Below are 19,913 nucleotides of genomic sequence, written 5' to 3' on the forward strand. Positions count from 1 at the left end.
TTAAAAAGGTTTATGCATGAGCAATATCTCTGCACGCTTAGCGACCGAGCTAAATGCCCAGCAATCACAAGTTGTTGCTGCAATCAAATTACTTGATGAAGGTGCCACAGTCCCTTTTATCGCCCGTTATCGTAAAGAAGTGACTGGTGGTCTAGACGACACCCAATTACGTTTACTTGAGCAGCGTCTATCTTATTTACGTGAATTAGAAGAACGCCGCAGCTTTATCCTTGCTACTATCGAAGAGCAAGGTAAGTTAACTGCCGAGCTAAGTGCTGACATTAATAGTGCTGACAGTAAAACTGAGCTTGAAGACTTATATCTGCCTTTCAAACCAAAACGCCGTACGAAAGGACAAGTAGCCATTGAAGCAGGTATTGAACCGCTTGCTGATGCACTATTTAACGACCCTAGCCTCGACCCAGAACAACACGCGACTGATTACATTAACGCAGAGGCAGGCTTTGCTGATACAAAAGCGGTACTCGATGGCGCTAAATTTATTTTGATGGAGCGTTTTGCAGAAGACGCCAAACTACTTGCTAAATTCCGCAGCCACATTGCTCAGCATGGTCAAATTGAAAGTACTGTAATCGCTGGCCAAGAAAATGAAGGGGCTAAGTACCGCGACTACTTTGAGCATCAAGAACCACTGAAAAAAGTACCATCACACCGTGCACTTGCTATGCTGCGTGCTCGTAATGAAGGCGTATTACAACTTAGTATCAACCCTGAGCCAAGTGCTGAAAATCCGGCACAAGTGTGTGCACAAATGATTGCCGATCATTACCGCTTAGATGTTAGCAACTCGGCAGCAAGCAGTTGGTTAATGGGCGTAGTGCAATGGGCATGGAAAATTAAGTTAAGTCTGCATCTTGAGAATGAATTTTTAGGTGCAATGCGTGAAAAAGCAGAAACCGGCGCCATTGATGTTTTTGCGAAGAACTTAAAAGACTTATTAATGGCTGCACCTGCAGGTCCACGAACTACGTTAGGCCTTGATCCTGGTTTACGTACTGGTTGTAAAATTGCCGTTGTTGACAGCACAGGTAAGCTATTAACAACACAAACTATTTTCCCGCATGCACCGCAAAACCACTGGGAAAAATCACTTCGTACTTTAGAACAACTATGCCGCCAGCATAAAGTTGAGCTAATCGCTATTGGTAATGGTACGGCTTCACGTGAATCTGACAAGTTAGTTGCAGAGCTGATCAAAGCGAACAGTGAGCTTAAGCTAAATAAAATTATGGTTAGTGAAGCCGGTGCATCTGTTTATTCAGCGTCTGAGTTTGCAGCTAATGAATTCCCAAACCTTGATGTTTCACTACGTGGCGCAGTATCTATTGCGCGTCGCCTTCAAGATCCACTTGCTGAGCTGGTAAAAATTGAGCCTAAATCAATCGGTGTAGGTCAGTATCAGCACGATGTATCGCAAAGCCAACTTGGTCAAACGCTAACATCAGTCGTTGAAGACTGTGTAAACTCAGTGGGTGTAGACTTAAATATGGCGTCGGTACCACTATTGACTCGCGTATCTGGCTTAAACAAAACATTAGCGCAAAATATTGTTAGCTACCGTGATGCGAATGGCTCATTTAGCAAACGCTCTGAACTTAAAAAAGTTGAACGCTTAGGTCCAAAAGCCTTTGAACAAGCGGCCGGTTTCTTACGTATCAGCACAGGCTCAGATCCTCTCGATAACTCGTCAGTTCACCCTGAAGCCTACCCTGTTGTTAAGCGTATCTGCGAGAAGAACAGCTTAGATGTAAATAGCCTAATTGGTAATTCTGACATTCTAAACAAGCTCGTTGCGAACGATTACACAGACGAAAAGTTTGGTTTACCAACCGTTACCGATATTATCAAAGAGCTTGATAAGCCGGGTCGTGACCCGCGCCCTGAGTTTAAAACAGCTGAGTTTAAGGCCGGTGTTGAAACCATTAACGACCTAAAACCAGGTATGATTTTAGAAGGTGTCGTGTCTAACGTTGCTAACTTTGGTGCCTTCGTTGATGTGGGCGTACACCAAGACGGGTTAGTGCATATTTCTGCAATTACTAACAAGTTTATCTCTGATCCGCGTGAAGTGGTTAAAGCTGGCGATATTGTTAAAGTAAAAGTCGTTGAGGTAGATGCTGCGCGTAAACGTATTAGCTTTACCATGCGTTTAGACGATGATGTTGATACCAGCAACAAAGCCGCACCCGCTAGCAAACCTAAGCCGGCTGCTAAAGCGAAAAGTGCACCTAAGCAAAAACGCGAATTTGGCAATGTTGCCATGGGTAATGCCTTTGCAGATGCATTTGCCAATGCAAAAGTGAAAAAATAATACCAGTTCACTTAATCAAACTGGTATCAATCGATAATAAAAAACCGCGTGAGTGTAAACTTACGCGGTTTTTTATTTGTATAACAACTTACTTAATCAAATACGTTGCTATGAAAGGCTCATGAGCTGAGCCTTTATCGCTATTACTTACGACGACGAAGTGCAAGTAATGGCAGCAGTAACACTATAAAGTGACCTAATGAGCCGCTTGAAGAGCTCTTAGCTTTCGCTTCAGTTTCTGGTGTTACTTGTGAAGCGTATTCACAGCTACCATCATCTTCATTCGCTGTCGCATCATAGTTAGTTGCTGCAGCATCAGTACAACCAAGCTCTACACCATCAGATTCAACCATAAGTAAGAACTCTTTACTTACTTTGTCTGCTGGGTTTGCTTTATCTTGCACTGTGACAGTCACCATTGTTTCACCATGGAAATGTGCATCAGGGATTAGGTTAAACGACATTCCGTCAACTTCAGCCGTTACATTCTCACCCGTTACCACTAATTCATTTGGCGACTGATCTGCATCAACAACCATCACATCAACACCATCGATACGGCCATTTTCAGCTACCGTCATATCAGCAATGTCGCTCATTTTCAGGTTGCTTTGCACACCGATAGAGTGCATTAACGACCCACCTTCTTGGCTACCAAGTTGGTAATCAAGAGTGATATCTTGCACTGAACCTTTCGCATCAGGCATAACCGTAGCAGTAAAGTTAAACTCAACTTCACTTTGCTCTGGGCCGACATAATCAAAACAGATCACTAAGTCATCTTGTAAGATCTTGCCAAGGTCGTCATAACCAATCACATTGCTTAATGCACCCTCTTTAAAGCCAGCCGTTGTTGAATAAACACTATCGCCACCTTCAATAAAGATGGTTCCTTCGTCAACATCAGCGCCTAGGTTATCGTAAGCAAAGATAGCTTCGAACATACCTTCATGGTCATCAATACCACTACGCAAAATCACTTCGTAGTCGAACGTGTCACCGGTATTTTTATCAGTCACATTATCGAATTCCATGAATACGAGATCACCTAAGTCAGGACGCTCTTCTTTGTATTGAGAAGCAATCGTTAGGCCTGTTGGATCGGTCGGATGGCGAAGGTTTTCGATTTCAAACGAACCACGCCAGAATGGTGCCAATGCTTCAACTAAGAAACCAGGACCACGGTGCGCACTCATCATCCACCAGATAGGTGTGAACTGCATTGCTCCTGTTGGGTGTAAACGTACTTCGTTATTATTTACTTGATTGTAAATTTCAAACTTCGCACCATTTTTATAGAATAACCAATCGATTGGAACATCAAAGAACACATTTGAACCACCTTCATACCAAGCAGCTTCAGGTTGAATGCGGAAATCACCCCATAAATCGATATATCCTCCTGTCGAGAATTCATCAATCATTGGCGTTTTACACATTTCGTTAGTGATGTTGTTGGTTACCACATAATCACGTTGTACGTTACGTGTTGCGTCTTGTGTACCTTGAATTGTCAGAGTATTGCCTTCAACGATTAACGAAGCAGCCACCGACTCATTATTTGAAGTTAGTGTTTGTGGCCAAACTTGCATGCCCTCAGGAATCGTCAATGACAATGAATAGTCACGCGCTTTTGATTCATAGTTGGCTTTAAGTTTTACATTAACGTTAACTAGGTCCATAGCCCGAGCCGTGTCTTGGTCAACATTTAGTGTGAGTGCTTCGGCATCACGCTTTAAGTTAACCGATGTAAAACCGAGGGTGCCTTCAGCACCTTCAGCATTACCTAATGCAAAGCCGCCATAGTAAACATCATTCGGTTGCGCTTCAGGTAGGTCCCAATTTACCGCAATTTCATAGTTACCATTGCCGCTGTGCTGCTGTGGCGCTGATACACTGAATTCACCGGTATTTTGCTCTTTAACAATCGCATAATGTGTAACGGTTTGATAACCAACATCACGTAAACCTGCTAGAGCTGCGGTCGCAAACCAATATTTACCAGGCTTAGGATCGATAATGTTACAGTAGTTATCTTCAACACTACTTGAAGAGTAACAAATCATCTCTTCATTAAGTGCTTTGATCAGTGCTGTAGAATCTTCCGAAATCTCTTCATCAGACACCATGAATGAGCCACTTTCATTAGCATCATAACCCACTATTAAGTGTGCTTTTTTCATTTGCCAACGAGGTTCAACAAGGTCTGCCAAATCTGTAGTTTGTTCGGTAGATGCAACTTTAACCATTAAGCGTTTTGTACCTTCTGGTACTTCAAACGATTGAATATCCCACGCTTTTTCAACGCGGTCTTTCGTCACGTAAGGTGCAACACCTAAGATATTTGCAGTAACTTCAGTTGGTTTTACAAGACCATAATAAGTCGGCGTAAACTCACTGTAGCTATCGGTATTAACAACGATTGATTCTGATGCACTGGCACGTGCCATATCGATATCAACCATAGTTGGTAGCTCATCAATAACATTCTTAGCAACCAATGTGAAATGAGCGTCTGGTAAGTCGCCGTCAGTGTTCTTAAATAGCACTTTGCCGTTGAACCAAGCATCTTTATTTAAGATGTTATCCCAAGGCGCACCCTCTTCAACGGGATCAAGTTTAGACTCGATGATATTTGGCAACTTCATAGTAACCATTACATCTTGTGTCTCCCCTGCTTTCAGCGTGAAGTTACTTGGTGTTACGCTAACTTCTACACCAAAGCTTTCGTCTTCACCCTCAACAGCCCAACCATAAGCAGTTGCATCCCAAGTACCATCTTTTGTTGCCTTTACAGTACGCATCCATGAACATTCAAGCTCACAGTCTTTGTTCACTAAAGAAGGTAAATTCAACCACTCAACTAAACCACCGTTACGAGGGTTAGCATTATGGTAGTTTTCAATAGTCTCATCCATGATAAGACCTGCATTTGCAGCTTGTGCTACGTCAATTGCACCGCCACCAGCCATAAAGTTGTAATATGGGTCAATTAAAGTCACACCGTTAGAAATACGTACTTTATTTGCAGTCATCATTAGTGCTGATTGAATTTCTGCTGGCGTCCAATCTGGGTGCATTTGCATCAATAGCGTCATTGCGCCGGTAACATGTGGCGTAGCCATTGAGGTACCGCTCATGAAAGTCCAATCTGATGCACTTGGGTAAGCTGTAAATGGTTGGTCATCAGCATTCGCAGCATAAATATCAACACCCGGTGCAGTCACGTCCGGAACAAGGTTATTGATGTAATAACTTGGTCCCATAGAACTAAAGATAGCAAGCTGATTACCCGCTTCTGCATCAAATGAATAGTTATTTTCTGGCTCGCCAATCGTCGCAATAGCAGCACCACCAGAATTAGCATTCACCCAGTTACGAATTGTGTAACGAGCACTTGCTGGTAAGTGAATACCCGGGATCACGTAGTTATCAGCAACAATACTCTCTGCCGAACTAATGTTTTGTAAAATGAAGCCACCTGCTCCACCTGCAGCAACGTTCTTGGCTTTATCAACACGCGCAATGTCACCACGTAAACATACTACAATTTGGTCAGCCGTAAACGTGCCTGCAGGGAAAGGTGCGTTACAGCTTGCAGCATCGTAACCATCACTTTCATTAGGGTCGTCGTATTTTTCAGCAAGAACAACTTCGCCAGTAATACCGCCAGAGAAACTCTTACCTGTGTACTCACCAGCATAAGGCGTGCGAGTGCCTTGGAAGTTATTAATGGTTTTAACACCTAAATCCATCACGCGGTCATGGGTTGATGCACCAACAGTGGTTACCCAAGGTGATGTATGATCCGCTGAAATATAATAAGGACCCGAGTTACCCGCTGCCGCTGCCACTGAAATGCCCGCTTCGCGCGCACTTAAGAAAGCCATTTCCATTGGATCTTCCCATGGGAAGCTTTCGCTACCACCAATTGAGAAGTTAATAGCATCGACACCATCTTCAATCGCATCTTCAAATGCAGATAAAATTGCTGATTCAGGACAGCCTGAGTATAGATCGCCAGAACGGCCAGCATAACAAACTTGGTACGAAATGATATGCGCACGCGGTGCCACACCGCTGGTGCTTTCAAACGTGAATGGTAAGTTTTCACCATCACTGACTTTCTCACCGGTTGCAGCTTGAAGTGGCGTGTTTTCTATGTAGTTACCCGCCGTGGTACTCGCTGTGTGAGAGCCGTGACCATTGTAATCTTCACCATTTTCAGCACGACGATCAGCTCGGGCAAATTGATAATCCGCATTCATCGCTGTGACTTCTGGATAAGAGCGAACACCAATCAGCTTGTCATTACATAGCTCAGGTTCTTCTTCACAGTCACCTAAAAAGTTACCGGCACCTAATGGATTTTTTTTGCTGTACTCTTCGTCGCTTGCAAATGCCGGGTGGTCTGTATTGATACCAGTATCAATAATACCGACAACCATACCTTCACCTTTAACACCAACCGATGAAGCAGGTGTTGAACCCTGCCATAATTGGTCTGCGCCAATAAACTCAGGACCGCGGTCTGTGCGTAATTCAAAAATACGGTTAGGAGTAATACGCTTTACGCCTGATTGCGTCGCAAGAAGCTCTGCATCAGCTTGTGTCATTTCAACAACAACCGCGTTATTTGCAAGGGTAAATTGCTTTTTAATCGCAATATTGGCACCCATTGCACGCGCCTTACTTAATACTGTTGATTGACGCTGTTTTAAAAAGCTTTGATACGCGCGCACGCTTTGCGAAGCTGTATCAATGCGCTCTTTTACCATTAAAGAACGTGACTCTGTAATGGCTGTAGCGCTGAAGCCTTGAATATCACCTTGATAACTTGCTACAGGTTCATCATGCATTTGTACAATGTATGTTTGAATACCTGTCACCCCATCTTGAGGTTGAAAAACATGTTCCGGCTGCTGACTTTGGTAATGCTGATTTAAGCGCTGAGCACTCCCCTTTAATAAGCTTGGATGATCTTCGATTTGTTTTTCTTGTTGATAATTCGCGATATCTTCCGCTGTAAATGTTGGCTGATAAAAGCCTTTATCTGACACTTTGTTAAAGCCTGGCTCTGCCGCAGCATAGCCTGTAGCACCGACGTACAATGCTGTAAGTACGGCAACTGAGCTTTTCTTCAAGTGTGTGATTTTCTTATTGCAAGGTTGCATATGATTCCCACTGATTTAATTCTAAACAGCTCATAAATTACTTGAGCTGACACACTAAATTATTTAGCAGGCAAACATATACAGAGGGGGTTTTGCATGGTCAAACCGAGTCGTACACAGTTAGGATACAAAATTAACAGCAAATAAACATAATAGTGTTAATAACAAACGCTTTGCGGGATATTTATACAAAATGTAGCATTTTGTAGAGAATGCGATTACAGAAACAAAAAATGGGGAAGGGAAAGCAGCTAGAGAAAAACTTCTCTAGCCGCTAACTAGTTAGAAATTGTAACGAACTGCCAGTGAGATATCTGAGTAATCATTTGCATCACGATAGCTTGCGCTGACAAGCCAAGCTGGCGTGAAGGCATAGTTTGCACCTACATGAAATACTGCATTATTTTCGCTCTCTTCATCATGTAAACGCTCGTAGCCAACGCCTCCATTGATCTCAAATGAATCAGTTAATAAGTGCCTGATTTGTACGTTAGCAGATAAAATATCTGCAGTTTCTGAATCTGAGTAGCTATCTGAGTAACTTTCAAGTACATAATCTTGATATGTTTCTTCCACTGAAAAACTTGAATCCACCTCAAATTTAAGCTGACCAATTTTTGCTGAGAAATCAAGGTTAGTGCGATCAGAAAGAGAGTAGATATAGCCTAGGCCTAGCTCAAAGCGAGTAATATCAAGGTCGACTTTGCCTAAATATGAAATTTGAGATTCACCAATCAAATTGCCAAATGAATCATAGACGTTATAGCCATCGTAGTAGCTTGATTCTTTATCGTCATCCGAAGCTGTTGAGTAGTGTCCTAATACAAACCAATTCTCAGCAAATTGCTTACTAAAATTAATACCAATACCTGAAAGAGAAAAATCGTTTAGCTCATCAATTTCTGTCTTTTTATATCCAGCTTCAACATAGTCATAGCTTAATGGTGAAGTGTTTTCTGCCATTACTGTTGTCGAGGCAAGTGATAATGCGCAAGCAAGAAGAGTGTATTTCATTGTTTAATCATCCTAATTATAAATCGGGCACAATCTACCAAAGGAAGACAAACCCACAATAGAAACAACATTCATTTTTGTAGGCTAAATGTAAGAAATTGTTATAAAAATTCGATTAAAAACTTAATTAACTGAGCTATTTTGAGGTAATAAAACCTCGTTAAGAATAGGTTTAACCCACTAAATGATGAATTATTAATGTGAATTAGTATGGGCTTAAATAAAAGCAGAGAACTGATTTTGATTAGCTGGAGAGGTTGCTGCTTGATAAAAATTAGCGATACGTGCGGCGCGCTCATCGACTTCTACATCACGCTTTGCTGTTTTTGTTTCGCTACTTTGAGCTGCGCTATCTTCAGCATACTCATTATGAATTTTAAATGTTGATTTGCCTGAATCAGCATCGTCATCATCAGATTGATTGGCAAGCTCAGCCTGCGCTGCAACGAGTTTTTGTGTGGCATCTGCGGCAATAGAGCGATCTGCACCTGATGGTTCTTCAGGGGCGAGCGCTGCTGCACGCACTGTTTTCATTTTTTCGATTGTGGCTTGCGGGTCACCGTTGATTTCAGCAACATCAATTTGTACCTCGCCGCCCACAGCATAGTTTGTACCATCAGGGCCGCGCTGATACTCATAGCTTGGTGAGCCAGCATATTGCCCCCCGACTGTTGCATGCGCTTGTTCATGAATACGCACTTCGGTATCGCGGGCTTTTAGCTCTTTAATTTGCTCAGCGTCTTGTTGCTCTTGCTCAGCAACCTTTTGCTCTTTTTGCTGTTCTTGCTTAGCTTCTTGTTGCTCTTGTTCTGATTGCTCAGGCTCGCCTTGCTCGCTACCTTGTTGGCGCTCTTCAATCACTTTGTCTTCAGCAAGACGACCTTTAGCATCATAAGTACCCGCATCAGTACCTGGTTGTTTTGCTTTATCACCATCACTCAGCGTTTTATTTTCAGCGTTACTTGGCTTTGCAGCAGCAGGTGGCGGGATCACTTCACGTAACTGATTATCACGGCGAGCACTTTCGGTGTGCACATTCGCCGTGTTGATATTAATCGAAGGAAACGGAGTGACGATATTCATAAGTACTAAACTTTGATATCAATTAATGTACCCAGCACTTCATCAGCAGTCTGAATCGTGTTGATATTAGCTTTGGCATTAAACTCTTCAACTTTTAAATTAACAAGCGACTCATCGATTGGGGCAGGTTGTGAAACTGGCGGAGTTACAGCTTCATTTGGTGTTGCCGCTTGTAATTGGCGTTGTTGAGCTAATTGGGCATCATCTTGCTGATCAATTGAGGCACGGCTAATCTCAGCGCTTGCCTTTTCGATACCTTGGCTTGCACGGTTATAACCTTCTACCGCATTATTAAAAACAGAACTGATTGGCATAACACCCTCCAACAGTGAGATCTACCCGTCAAGTATCGCTCATAAAACGAGCAAAATAAAGCTAAATCCCACGATTTTTCTGGCCTCTCAGAGAGGCTGGCTTAACACATTGATTTCAGTGCTGATATAAATGCCGCTTTATGAGAAATAAAAGGCGCATGTGACGCCTTATCTAAAACCTCATATTCAAACTGAGGCTGTAAGGCATGCATTTTTTCAATCGCACGATAAGGAACTAATGAATCTAAGCGCCCAAAAATACCTCTTACTGGCACGGTAAGTTTCGCGAAAAGCTCACGTAAATCATCTTGCTGTAAAATATCTAAACCTGCACTTAGAGCTTGCTCTTGTGGTGCTGGGTATTGGTTTAAAAGTGCTTTAAGTTGCTTAATATCATCCCGCGCTGATTCACTGCCCATTGCTTGTATCGCCAAAAACCGTTCTATCGTTTTTTCTCTGTGGCTAACCAGCTGATCTTTAAATGCGTTCAATACGTCAGGTTTGATACCCGGCCATTCGTCGGTTTGGGCAAAAAATGGGGTTGAGGCGACCAACACAACCTTTGCTACTTTGTCAGGCCAATGTGCTGCAATATACAAGGCAAAAAGCCCCCCTAACGACCAGCCAACAAGAATAGACTGATCATTGAGCTGTGTACTTAGTTGCTCAGCTGCAGCATGCAAAGTGTAAGGTGTGGGAATTGACTGCGCATTACCAAAACCAGGTAAATCAAGGCAACGGACTTCACCATCATGAAAAAACTCAAGCTCAGGTTTGATCACTTGCCAAACCCCTTGGTTCATTCCCCAGCCATGTAATAACACCATATCATTTTGCATATTTTGTATTTCCCAACCACACTTAGCGCTCATAATAGCGTTTAAAGGAATGAATGCAATGTCTCGCTTCTCTCATGCCTTAAAACTAGGACTTGAGGCACTATTCCCCAACTTTTGCATTAGCTGCCAAAATCACATACAAGCTAATCAAGCTTTGTGTCAGCATTGTTTAGATGACCTTAATTTATTTGACCTTACACGCCACCCAAACCTGTTACACAGGCCAGATATCTGTGATGCATTTCCTGATAGCCAATTTGATCATTTAATTGCCTGTGCGTGGTATCAAGCACCTTTTAAACTTTGGCTCAAGCAATTGAAATTTAACGACCAGCAGTTTTTTCGTGTGGCACTTACACAAGTGATAGACAAACAGTTGCAAATAGCTCGTCAGGTTAATGTAACTTGGCCCGATCTTTTTATTGTGCTGCCACTTCATAATCAGCGCTTTTTAGCACGCGGCTTTAATCAGGTCAGTCAAACTTGGTTACCTGTTTTAAAAAGCCAGCAATGTAGTGTTAGCGCTGCTCTTTTCAAGCAAAAAGCAACCAAAGCGCAATCACAGTTAAGTAAAGCGAAAAGAGTTAAAAACCTACAAAATGCGTTTGTTTGTCAGCAAGATTTAACGGGAAAAACGGTGGCAATTATTGATGATGTGATGACCTCTGGCGCAACCATAAATGCTGCGACAGAAGCCATAAAAAATGCAGGAGCTAAGCAAGTATGGGCTATGCTCACTTGCCTAACAGGATTAGGTAACCTGCATTATGATTAATTATTATTATTTATCACCAGAGGCATGAAACGCATTACCAAAAAATAAGGCATTGCTCAGTAATCGGCTCGTGCCATACCAGTAACCACGGAACACTGGGTTATCAGTCATACCTATCACGCTGCCTTTGCCATATGAATGCGCAATGAGACCTGCCGCACCGGCGACTTGCTCTACGTTTACGTCATCAGTAAAGCCAGCTAAAAGCGGTTTATCTGTGTAAGTAAGTACGTTAACAAATGGGGCATCTGACTTCTCAAGTAGCCAAGTGCTATTCTTAAACACAGGTAATGTATTACGATTCAGCGAATAGGTAAGTGGATGAGATAAATCCACTGAGGTATTAAAAATAGCCCCTGCAATACGCTGACGGCCTGCTAAGTCATCTTTATCGGCATAGCTAAGCCCTGTTGTATCAAAGGCACTGGCTACATCACGGCGAGATAAGTAATTAGCTTTTAGTAGCTGCTGATCAGCTAAGAACTTCGCCCCCCCTTTGTGCCCCCAAATAACGCCGCCTTTACGAACCCACGACTTAATAGCCACTTTCGTTGCATCATCAAGACGGTTGTAATTACCGTGCGCAAGAATGATATGACTATAGTTTTCAAGGTCGATACCATCTAAGCGGTTCATTTCGATAATGCTTGGCGCTGTACCAACAAAGCGATCTAAGTAGTACCATACCTCACCAAGCTCATACTGGCTGGTACCTTCACCACCCACGAGTAACACTTTTGGTGCTTTTACTACGGCCATTGAACGAGAACCTAAATCGGCACCTTTCACCGTTAAGCCTGAGCTAATGGGTGTAATTTCAATACCAAATTCATTTTGTGCTTGGTTTAAATAACTCACCCAGTTGCTGTCAGTTTGCAGACCCGCAGGAAGCAAAATACTGCCAGCTGCAAAAGCAATCTCACCTGATGGTGTTTTTGCTGTGAGTGGGCTTAACGCCACGCGCGCTTTTACACCTTGTTCGAGTAAACTATTTAGCATTTTTGGCGCGAGATAATCATCCCACTTAAATGCGTACGCATAGCTTTGCGGTAATGCTGCAAAGCTTGATTTAACACTTTGCTGCCAAGGCATTTTGGCAAGATTTAAGCCCCAATTGCTGCTTACTTTTGCAAATTCTAGATTGAAGGCATGAGCTAGTGTCCAGCCCGATACATCATAAAACGTGTTATCAACAAAGCGCTGTTGCTCACTGAAAATCGCTTTAATTAAACGAAATTGTGGCTGTGCTAATGGCACATAATAGCTCTGTTCAGAAAAGCTTTGACCGTTTACTTTTAACGGCTCTTCTAACATGTATGCATTGATTTGATGTTGTCTAAGTAAATCAAGGAAGTATTGCATGCGGCTGTGATCCGCGCCGCCTTTAATAACATAACCTTTAAAGTCTTCATCACCAGCAAGATCAACTGCTTTGTTGTAAAATTTTGCTTGATAATCAAGTAAGTCTGTACGGTTATCAATCGCCGCTTGGAACGTTGATAGGCTAGTTAATAACTGATTTTTAATCGTAAACGGGAAGCTTAGCGGTCCGTTGATCGTTTCTTGTAAGTGACCACGCGAGCTCGCTTGTTCAAATAAGATGCCTACACCACCATTTACGTCTGGGTAAGTTGAGCCCTTACCATAGTAAAAGTCATCGAAGCTTTCTTCAGTAAAATAAAGCGCATTGTGCTCATCAAGTGTTTTCGCATGATAGTTTGCAATTGCTTTGGTTAGCGTGACATTTTCTTCAGGTGTGATTGGGTGCTTGCGAGTTGGGATCCCCGGCTGGAAGAAAAACGTGCTATTAGGGCCCATTTCATGGAAGTCTGTTAGGATATTTGGCTTCCATTGATGAAATTGAGCAATACGTGCGCGTGATTCAGGGTGCTGTAACAACAACCAGTCACGGTTTAAGTCAAACAAATAATGGTTAGTACGGCTGCTCGGCCAACTTTCAATATGCTCGCGAGTTTCTGGATCTGACGATAACTTCATACCACGGTTGCTGTTAGCCCAATTAGCAAAACGCGCTAACCCGTCTGGGTTTAGTGATGGGTCGAGTAAAATAACCGTATTATTAAGTAACGCATCGATTTCTGGTCCCTGTGCTGCTGCAAGGTAATAAGCAACGAGTAATGATGCATTGCTGCCTGATGATTCATTACCATGCACACTATAGCCCATCCATACAACCGCAGGCTGTTTGCTTGAGTCACTCGCCCCACCATTTAAGCGAGCTAAGTGCGCCTTGCGAATTTGCTCCACTTGACCCAGCTTATCTGGCGCTGTGATAGTTAACATCACCAGTGGGCGCTGCTCATGAGTACGACCAATCACTTTAAAGTTCATTCGGTCGCTTTTTTCGGCCAAAATTTGCATATATTGCACAAGCTGATCGTGACGTACATGCCACTCACCGACTTCGTAACCTAACACCTGTTCAGGGGTTGGAATACTTGGGTCAAATTTCACATCTTGTTCAAAGTAATAAGAAAGAGGTTTTGCTAATGCGCTAACGCTCACTAGCATGGTTAATATTGTTATTATTAAACGCATAGATAGCACCCGTAATTATTTGATGTTTTAACGCTACCATTCGATAAAATAGATGCAACTTTTTACGCTCAACACTGGCGACAACACGATGAGCGGAGTATGATAGGCAGTATCCGAGTAATTTAGTCAAGTATAGTCCGTTTTATGATCTCTATTTCTGAATCTGCACAATCTCATTTTGCTAAACTTTTAGCAGACCAAGCTGAACAAACGAACATCCGTGTGTTTGTAGTAAACCCAGGTACTTCGCAGGCTGAGTGTGGTGTTTCTTACTGCCCAGAAGACGCCGTTGAAGCGACTGATATTCGTCTACCATTTAATGGTTTTGATGCCATTGTTGATGCAGAAAGCGCCCCTTTCTTAGAAGAAGCTGAAATCGATTTTGTAACAGACAAAATGGGTACTCAGTTAACGCTTAAAGCGCCAAACGCAAAAGCACGCAAATTAAGCGACGATGCATCACTACAAGAGCGTGTACAACACATGCTTGAAACAGAAGTGAACCCACAGCTTGCAAACCACGGCGGCCAAGTTAGCCTAGTAGAAATTACAGCTGACGGTATCGCGGTACTGCAATTTGGTGGTGGTTGTAACGGTTGTTCAATGATTGATGTCACGCTTAAAGAAGGCATCGAAAAAGAAATGATCGCCAAGTTTGATGAAATCAATGGTGTAAGAGACATTACTGATCACCAATCTGGTGAGCACTCTTACTACTAACGGTATCTAAGCATGCTTAAAAAGTGGGTATTTCGCTTAGGTAGCGACCCCAAATTAAGCTTAAAACGCTTTCTTCGCGGCCTAGCACTGTTTGTGCTGGCCGTGATTTTTATTGCCATAGGTTACTATGGGCCTGCACTATTTCAGTTAATTGGCCTGATTATTTTAGCTCTCGCTTTATTCTTGGCAGGTTGGGGCTATTTAGGTATTTTTGCCAACCGTTTTGCACAGGTTTTAGAGCGCTCATCCCCAAAAGATCACGACCCCGATCTTTGGAAATAAATCTTCAGCGATAATTTACTCTAATAATTGCTGGTTGTTGACGATTCTACGGTAGCGAAACCACAGCGTTAATCCACGCATCAGCATAAAGCTCGTCATCGCAAACCATAAACCATGATTTTGCCAACTACTCACTAGCCAAAACAGCCCAAAAAAGCCCACCACAGCACTAAATAGCATGGTGTTACGCATGTCTTTAGCACGGGTTAAACCGACAAATACGCCATCAAATAAGAAACAACCCATCGCCGCAATAGGCAATATAATCACCCAAGGCAAGTAAACCGTTGCAAGGCTAATAACTTCGGGCACATCGGTCAGTAAGCGAATAATTGCCTCGCCAAATAATAAAAATATAAGGCTATAAAACAGCGCAAATAACCCACCCCAAAACAGGCTTAATTTCACCCATAACTGTATGTGTTGGCTACTGTGTTCACCTTTGGCCTTTCCAACCTTTGCCTCACTCGCATAAGCAATACCATCAAGTGCAAAGCTCACCAACATTAAAAAGTTTAGCAATACCGCATTAGCCGCTAAGGTTGTTTCACCGATACGCGCGCCATAAAAAGTCATAAAGCTAAAACACAGTTGGAGTGCCAGTGAGCGAATAAAAATGTCGCGATTTAAGCTCACTAAATCAAGCAACTTAGCAACACTCAACCAGGCTTTCACGGCAAGGTTAACACCTTGTTTTTTCGCAAGTTGAGTAACGAGCATAAGTGCAAAACCGAGGGCGATATAATCAGCAATTAAAGACGCCCACGCAGCTCCAGCCACACCCCAATCAAGAAACACCACAAAATAAATATCGAGTACAATATTGGTTATATTGGTGATAAGTAATAAATAAAACGGCCCTCGACCATAATGCACCCCCAACATCCAACCAAGTAAAACCAAATTACATAAAGCAGCAGGTGCACTAAAAATACGAATCGAAAAATAGCTATTTGCTTGTTCTAAAACAGCTTCATTGGCATTTGATAAATATGCCATTAAGGATTGAATAGGTATACTCAGCGCAATTAAGAGCAGCGCAACCGCTGTCGCTAGTAACAAGCTGCGCTTTAATAGCTCGGCAAGTAAGGTGTGATCGTGTTTACCATAAGCCTGTGCAACCAAGCCTGTGGTACTCATGCGCAAAAAGCCCGCTAGCCAAAATAATAACGAGATAACTGCTGAACCGAGCGCTATACCAGCCAAATAGTGAGCGCTTCCTAAGTGGCCGATTACAGCAGTATCAACTAAACCTAACATTGGCACGGTAATATTTGATAAAATCATCGGACCGGCTAATAACAGTAAACTTTTATGGTGTGCCTTATGACGTTTAAGAAAATGTTTCATGTAGTATTTGCAGTCCTGTTAGGTTTATCTTTGCGTGCCCATGGCGCAGTCATTCTACAGTATCATCACGTCAGTGAAACCCTTCCAGCGGTAACCAGCGTCAGCAGCGAAACATTCACTGAGCACATGCAATATTTACACGATCACAAGTTTACGGTTATTCCATTAAACGAGCTTATTGCCTCACTACAAGCAGGCCAACCGCTAACAGATAAAACGGTCGCAATTACCTTCGACGATGGCTACAAAAACAATTATGAAGAAGCAGCGCCTATCTTAGAAAAGTTTGGCTACCCGTATACTATTTTCGTAAATCCTGAGCTTATTGATGAAGGCAAAAGCTATGTGATGACGTGGCAGCAATTAAAAGAGCTAGCAAATAAAGGGGCGTTAATTAGCAACCACACGCAAATTCATAATTACTTGCATCGCAAACAGCCGGGCGAGAGTGAAGAAGCATGGCTTGCTCGTACTAAGGAAGACATTTTATCTGCCCAGCAGCGCATTAAAGAAGAAATTGGCCATGATTACAAATACCTTGCTTACCCTTATGGCGAATTTAATAATGCATTGCAGCAGTTAGTTAAATCACTTGGATATGTTGGCATCGGACAGCATTCAGGTGCTGTAGGTATCCACTCTGACTTTACTCGATTACCACGCTTTCCGGCATCAGGGTTTTACTCAAAGCTTGATACGCTTGCTACTAAACTCGACTCTCAAGCCTTCACTATCAAACAGCTTACCTACTCAGACAGCGTGACAGACGAAAACCCACCTAGTTTAACGATGCAATTTGATATGCAGGACTTCCATAAAAGTCAGTTTGCTTGTTATGTCTCAGGCATTGGTCAAGCTGATTTAACCTGGCTTAGTAAAGATACGGTGAAGATCACCTCACCTGAAAAACTGAAAAAAGGCCGCTCTCGCTTTAACTGCACGGCCCCTTCTATTGCGATGAAAGGCAGTTATTACTGGTTCTCACAACCTTGGGTTATTGTACCTTAACCGCTTGTTTTAGCATTTGTGCTGTCACTTTATCAAGGCGAACCACTTCATTAGCCGCATTGAGTTCTACTGCGGCTTTTGGCATTCCCCACACCACCGACGATAATTCATCTTGCGCGATGGTGTAAGCTCCTGCTTGATTTAATGCCAATAAGCCTTGTGCGCCATCACTGCCCATACCGGTCAATAACGCCGCTACTGTCGCTTTAGGGCAAGCAACAACGAGGGAGTTAAATAGCACATCGACTGCTGGGCGATGGCGATTAACCAACTCACTCGAATCAAGCTGGCAAAACAGGCCTCCGGCTTTTTTCACCACACTTAAATGCTGATCCCCCGGTGCAATATACGCCCATCCCGGTTGCAGCTTATCGCCATGTTCAGCTTCTTTAACGTTTATTTTGCACGTTCTATCCATGCGCATCGCAAACGAGGTACTAAAAACCGGCGGAATATGCTGAGTAATCACAATCGGTGGGCAATTTTCTGGCATGCGCACGAGTACTTCTTTAATTGCCTCGGTGCCACCCGTCGAAGCCCCAATGGCTAGTACGCTATTGGCCTTAAATTGCAATGTAGCTAAGGCGCTGTCGTCTTCAACTTTTAATTCTTTAAAGGCGCGTATTCTGGCACCTGCGGCAGTGCGAACTTTTTGATGAAGTAAATGCGCATAGCGTTGCAGGTTTTCTGTGACATTGATGGTTGGCTTAGCAATAAAATCAACAGCACCAATTTCAAGGGCTTCCAATGTGATGGGTGAGCCTTTTTGAGTCAGTGTTGAAATCATTACCACTGGCATAGGTCGCAGGCGCATCAAGTTTTTTAAAAAGCTTAATCCATCCATTTTTGGCATTTCGATATCCAGTGTTAAGACATCGGGATTAAGGCGCTTAATTAAATCTCGGGCTTGATAAGGGTCTTCTGCCGCACCAACGACTTGAATGTCTTGCGCTTGCTCGAGAACTTCCTTGAGTAAACCACGGATCAAAGCAGAATCATCAACTATGAGTACTTTGATCATATGCTCTCCTAAAATAATTCAATATCCGTTTCTGCATCTTGCTGCTCAATATCGTGTAAGTATTTAATTTCACGTTTTTCGAGTTTATCAGAGTGCAATTCACGCATTTTTTTGACCTGAGCCTTGCCTGTTTGCGGATCAAACATCACCTTACGTGGCCAAGGTCCGCCAACATCATGGGATACTAAATCTAAACCCTCTTCAAGTACATAGGCATTTGCAAAACGAATGTTGCCAACACCAATATCTGTCATTGAACGGATAATCTTCCCTCCGCCAAACAGTTTCACTTTGAGATTGCGTCTAGAAGCACCATTTTTTAGGATTTCATTGATCAAGTATTCCATTGCCCAGTTACCATAACGGCAATTAAGGCTATGTGCGTTGCTAGGATCAACGCCTTTTTCTGCTGGCAGCATAAAGTGATTCATACCACCAATGCCTAAACCTTCATCGTAAATGCACGCAGCAATACATGAACCTAGCACCGTTGTAATTAGTTCATCAGACTTGGAAACATAAAACTCACCCGGCAATACTTTGGCAACCACTTTGTGGCGCTTGCCATCCCAAAACCGCTTAACGTGATCAAAACCGGGAAGTACAGGTTTAAAATGACTACTCATAGACCACCTTTTTGATAGATAGTTTGGCCTAAATTCTTAAACTCTTTGTGATCCTTACCGAGGGTTTCTGAATGCCCTAAAAATAAGTGACCAGACTCGGTCAGTATGTCGTAATAACGTTTAAACAAAGTATCTTTTGTCGGTTTATCAAAATAGATCACTACATTGCGGCAAAAAATAACATCAAATGGCCCTTGCATTGGCCAGTTCTGTAATAAGTTTAGACGTTTAAAGAAAATATTCTTTTGCAGCTCAGGTTTTACTTTATACAACTGACCATCGTGACTTTTTAAAAACCAGCGTTTCAGATGACTTTGGTCTAAACCATTCACATTGGCAGCGGTATAGGTGCCGCCTTGTGCTTTAGCAAGTACATTTGAATCTAAGTCGGTCGCTAAAATTTTCACATCCCAATCAGATGGAAATAAACCGCTTAAGGTCATGGCAATGGTATAAGGCTCTTCGCCCGTTGAGCAACCGGCAGACCACACCCGCACGCGCTTTTGCTTGGCATTACTAACCAATAGCTTTGGCACTATGGTATTTTTTAGATAACTAAAATGATGTGGCTCGCGAAAAAAAGAAGTCAAGTTAGTGGTGATAGCATTGATAAACTCACTAAACTCTTGCTCTTTGTGCTCTTCAAGAAAGTCTAAATATTCTTTAAAGTTCTTCAGTTTATGGTGGCGTATTCGCCTTGCTAAACGCGAGTAAACCATCTCGCGTTTATGCTCAGCTAAAACAATGCCGCAAGCATCGTATACTTGTGAGGAAATAGCTTTAAAGTCACTATCCGTTAGTAGAAACTCTTTCATG

15 protein-coding genes are annotated in these 19,913 nt (G+C 42.7%); 5 read left to right on the forward strand and 10 right to left on the reverse strand.

Annotated elements, in window-relative coordinates; all coding sequences use genetic code 11:
• Positions 1-16: 16 nt before the first annotated feature.
• Complete coding sequence (locus C2M33_RS09710; RefSeq protein ID WP_105174370.1) at positions 17-2,332, forward strand: Tex family protein; 2,316 nt, start codon at positions 17-19, stop codon at positions 2,330-2,332.
• A 143-nt stretch (positions 2,333-2,475) separates the two neighbouring features.
• Here C2M33_RS09710 and C2M33_RS09715 read toward each other — a convergent pair whose 3' ends face one another.
• The 5 genes from C2M33_RS09715 to bioH form a co-directional block, all read right to left on the reverse strand.
• Positions 2,476-7,506 carry a S8 family serine peptidase gene (locus tag C2M33_RS09715; protein WP_105174371.1) on the reverse strand — a complete coding sequence of 1,677 codons (5,031 nt, stop codon included), beginning with the start codon at positions 7,504-7,506 and terminating at the stop codon, positions 2,476-2,478.
• 282 nt (positions 7,507-7,788) lie between these two features.
• Complete coding sequence (locus C2M33_RS09720; RefSeq protein WP_063702419.1) at positions 7,789-8,520, reverse strand: outer membrane beta-barrel protein; 732 nt, start codon at positions 8,518-8,520, stop codon at positions 7,789-7,791.
• 216 nt (positions 8,521-8,736) lie between these two features.
• Positions 8,737-9,603 (reverse strand): putative metalloprotease CJM1_0395 family protein, encoded by an 867-nt coding sequence (locus C2M33_RS09725; RefSeq protein WP_105174372.1) that lies wholly within the window; start codon positions 9,601-9,603, stop codon positions 8,737-8,739.
• A gap of 5 nt (positions 9,604-9,608) precedes the next feature.
• The gene (locus C2M33_RS09730) at positions 9,609-9,917 is read right to left on the reverse strand and encodes a hypothetical protein (RefSeq protein ID WP_054554434.1); all 309 of its coding nucleotides are present in this window, start codon (positions 9,915-9,917) and stop codon (positions 9,609-9,611) included.
• A gap of 101 nt (positions 9,918-10,018) precedes the next feature.
• On the reverse strand, positions 10,019-10,756 hold the full coding sequence (gene bioH / locus C2M33_RS09735; RefSeq protein ID WP_105174373.1) for a pimeloyl-ACP methyl ester esterase BioH: 738 nt from the start codon (positions 10,754-10,756) through the stop codon (positions 10,019-10,021).
• Positions 10,757-10,814: 58 nt separating this feature from the next.
• Here bioH and C2M33_RS09740 point away from each other — a divergent pair, with 58 nt between their 5' ends.
• On the forward strand, positions 10,815-11,531 hold the full coding sequence (locus C2M33_RS09740; RefSeq protein WP_063702424.1) for a ComF family protein: 717 nt from the start codon (positions 10,815-10,817) through the stop codon (positions 11,529-11,531).
• 6 nt (positions 11,532-11,537) lie between these two features.
• On the opposite strand, the gene C2M33_RS09745 is transcribed toward C2M33_RS09740, so the two are convergent.
• The gene (locus C2M33_RS09745; protein ID WP_063702426.1) at positions 11,538-14,090 is read right to left on the reverse strand and encodes a M14 metallopeptidase family protein; all 2,553 of its coding nucleotides are present in this window, start codon (positions 14,088-14,090) and stop codon (positions 11,538-11,540) included.
• A gap of 144 nt (positions 14,091-14,234) precedes the next feature.
• Here C2M33_RS09745 and nfuA point away from each other — a divergent pair, with 144 nt between their 5' ends.
• Together nfuA and C2M33_RS09755 are read left to right on the forward strand one after the other, a co-directional pair.
• Positions 14,235-14,810, forward strand: coding sequence for a Fe-S biogenesis protein NfuA (gene nfuA / locus C2M33_RS09750; RefSeq protein ID WP_063702428.1), 576 nt, complete (start codon positions 14,235-14,237; stop codon positions 14,808-14,810).
• A gap of 12 nt (positions 14,811-14,822) precedes the next feature.
• The gene (locus C2M33_RS09755) at positions 14,823-15,092 is read left to right on the forward strand and encodes a hypothetical protein (protein WP_063702430.1); all 270 of its coding nucleotides are present in this window, start codon (positions 14,823-14,825) and stop codon (positions 15,090-15,092) included.
• 15 nt (positions 15,093-15,107) lie between these two features.
• Here the strand turns inward: C2M33_RS09755 and dinF are convergent, their stop codons facing one another.
• The gene (gene dinF / locus C2M33_RS09760) at positions 15,108-16,442 is read right to left on the reverse strand and encodes an MATE family efflux transporter DinF (protein WP_082874012.1); all 1,335 of its coding nucleotides are present in this window, start codon (positions 16,440-16,442) and stop codon (positions 15,108-15,110) included.
• Here dinF and C2M33_RS09765 point away from each other — a divergent pair.
• Positions 16,419-17,450: a polysaccharide deacetylase family protein gene (locus C2M33_RS09765; protein WP_063702432.1), complete on the forward strand. Its 1,032-nt coding sequence runs from the start codon at positions 16,419-16,421 to the stop codon at positions 17,448-17,450. The two genes, dinF and C2M33_RS09765, sit on opposite strands and share 24 nt — an antisense overlap.
• Here C2M33_RS09765 and C2M33_RS09770 read toward each other — a convergent pair.
• From C2M33_RS09770 to C2M33_RS09780, 3 genes are read right to left on the reverse strand one after another with little or no spacing between them, the layout of a single operon-like run.
• Positions 17,437-18,471 carry a protein-glutamate methylesterase/protein-glutamine glutaminase gene (locus tag C2M33_RS09770; RefSeq protein ID WP_063702434.1) on the reverse strand — a complete coding sequence of 345 codons (1,035 nt, stop codon included), beginning with the start codon at positions 18,469-18,471 and terminating at the stop codon, positions 17,437-17,439. The genes C2M33_RS09765 and C2M33_RS09770 overlap by 14 nt on opposite strands.
• A gap of 8 nt (positions 18,472-18,479) precedes the next feature.
• Positions 18,480-19,097 (reverse strand): chemoreceptor glutamine deamidase CheD, encoded by a 618-nt coding sequence (gene cheD / locus C2M33_RS09775; protein WP_063702436.1) that lies wholly within the window; start codon positions 19,095-19,097, stop codon positions 18,480-18,482.
• The gene (locus C2M33_RS09780; RefSeq protein ID WP_063702438.1) at positions 19,094-19,912 is read right to left on the reverse strand and encodes a CheR family methyltransferase; all 819 of its coding nucleotides are present in this window, start codon (positions 19,910-19,912) and stop codon (positions 19,094-19,096) included. The genes cheD and C2M33_RS09780 overlap by 4 nt, the downstream gene beginning before the upstream one ends.
• Position 19,913: the final 1 nt, after the last annotated feature.

Origin of the sequence: Pseudoalteromonas sp. T1lg122, assembly GCF_002964825.1 — a bacterium.
In the GTDB taxonomy this organism is placed as follows: domain Bacteria; phylum Pseudomonadota; class Gammaproteobacteria; order Enterobacterales; family Alteromonadaceae; genus Pseudoalteromonas; species Pseudoalteromonas gelatinilytica.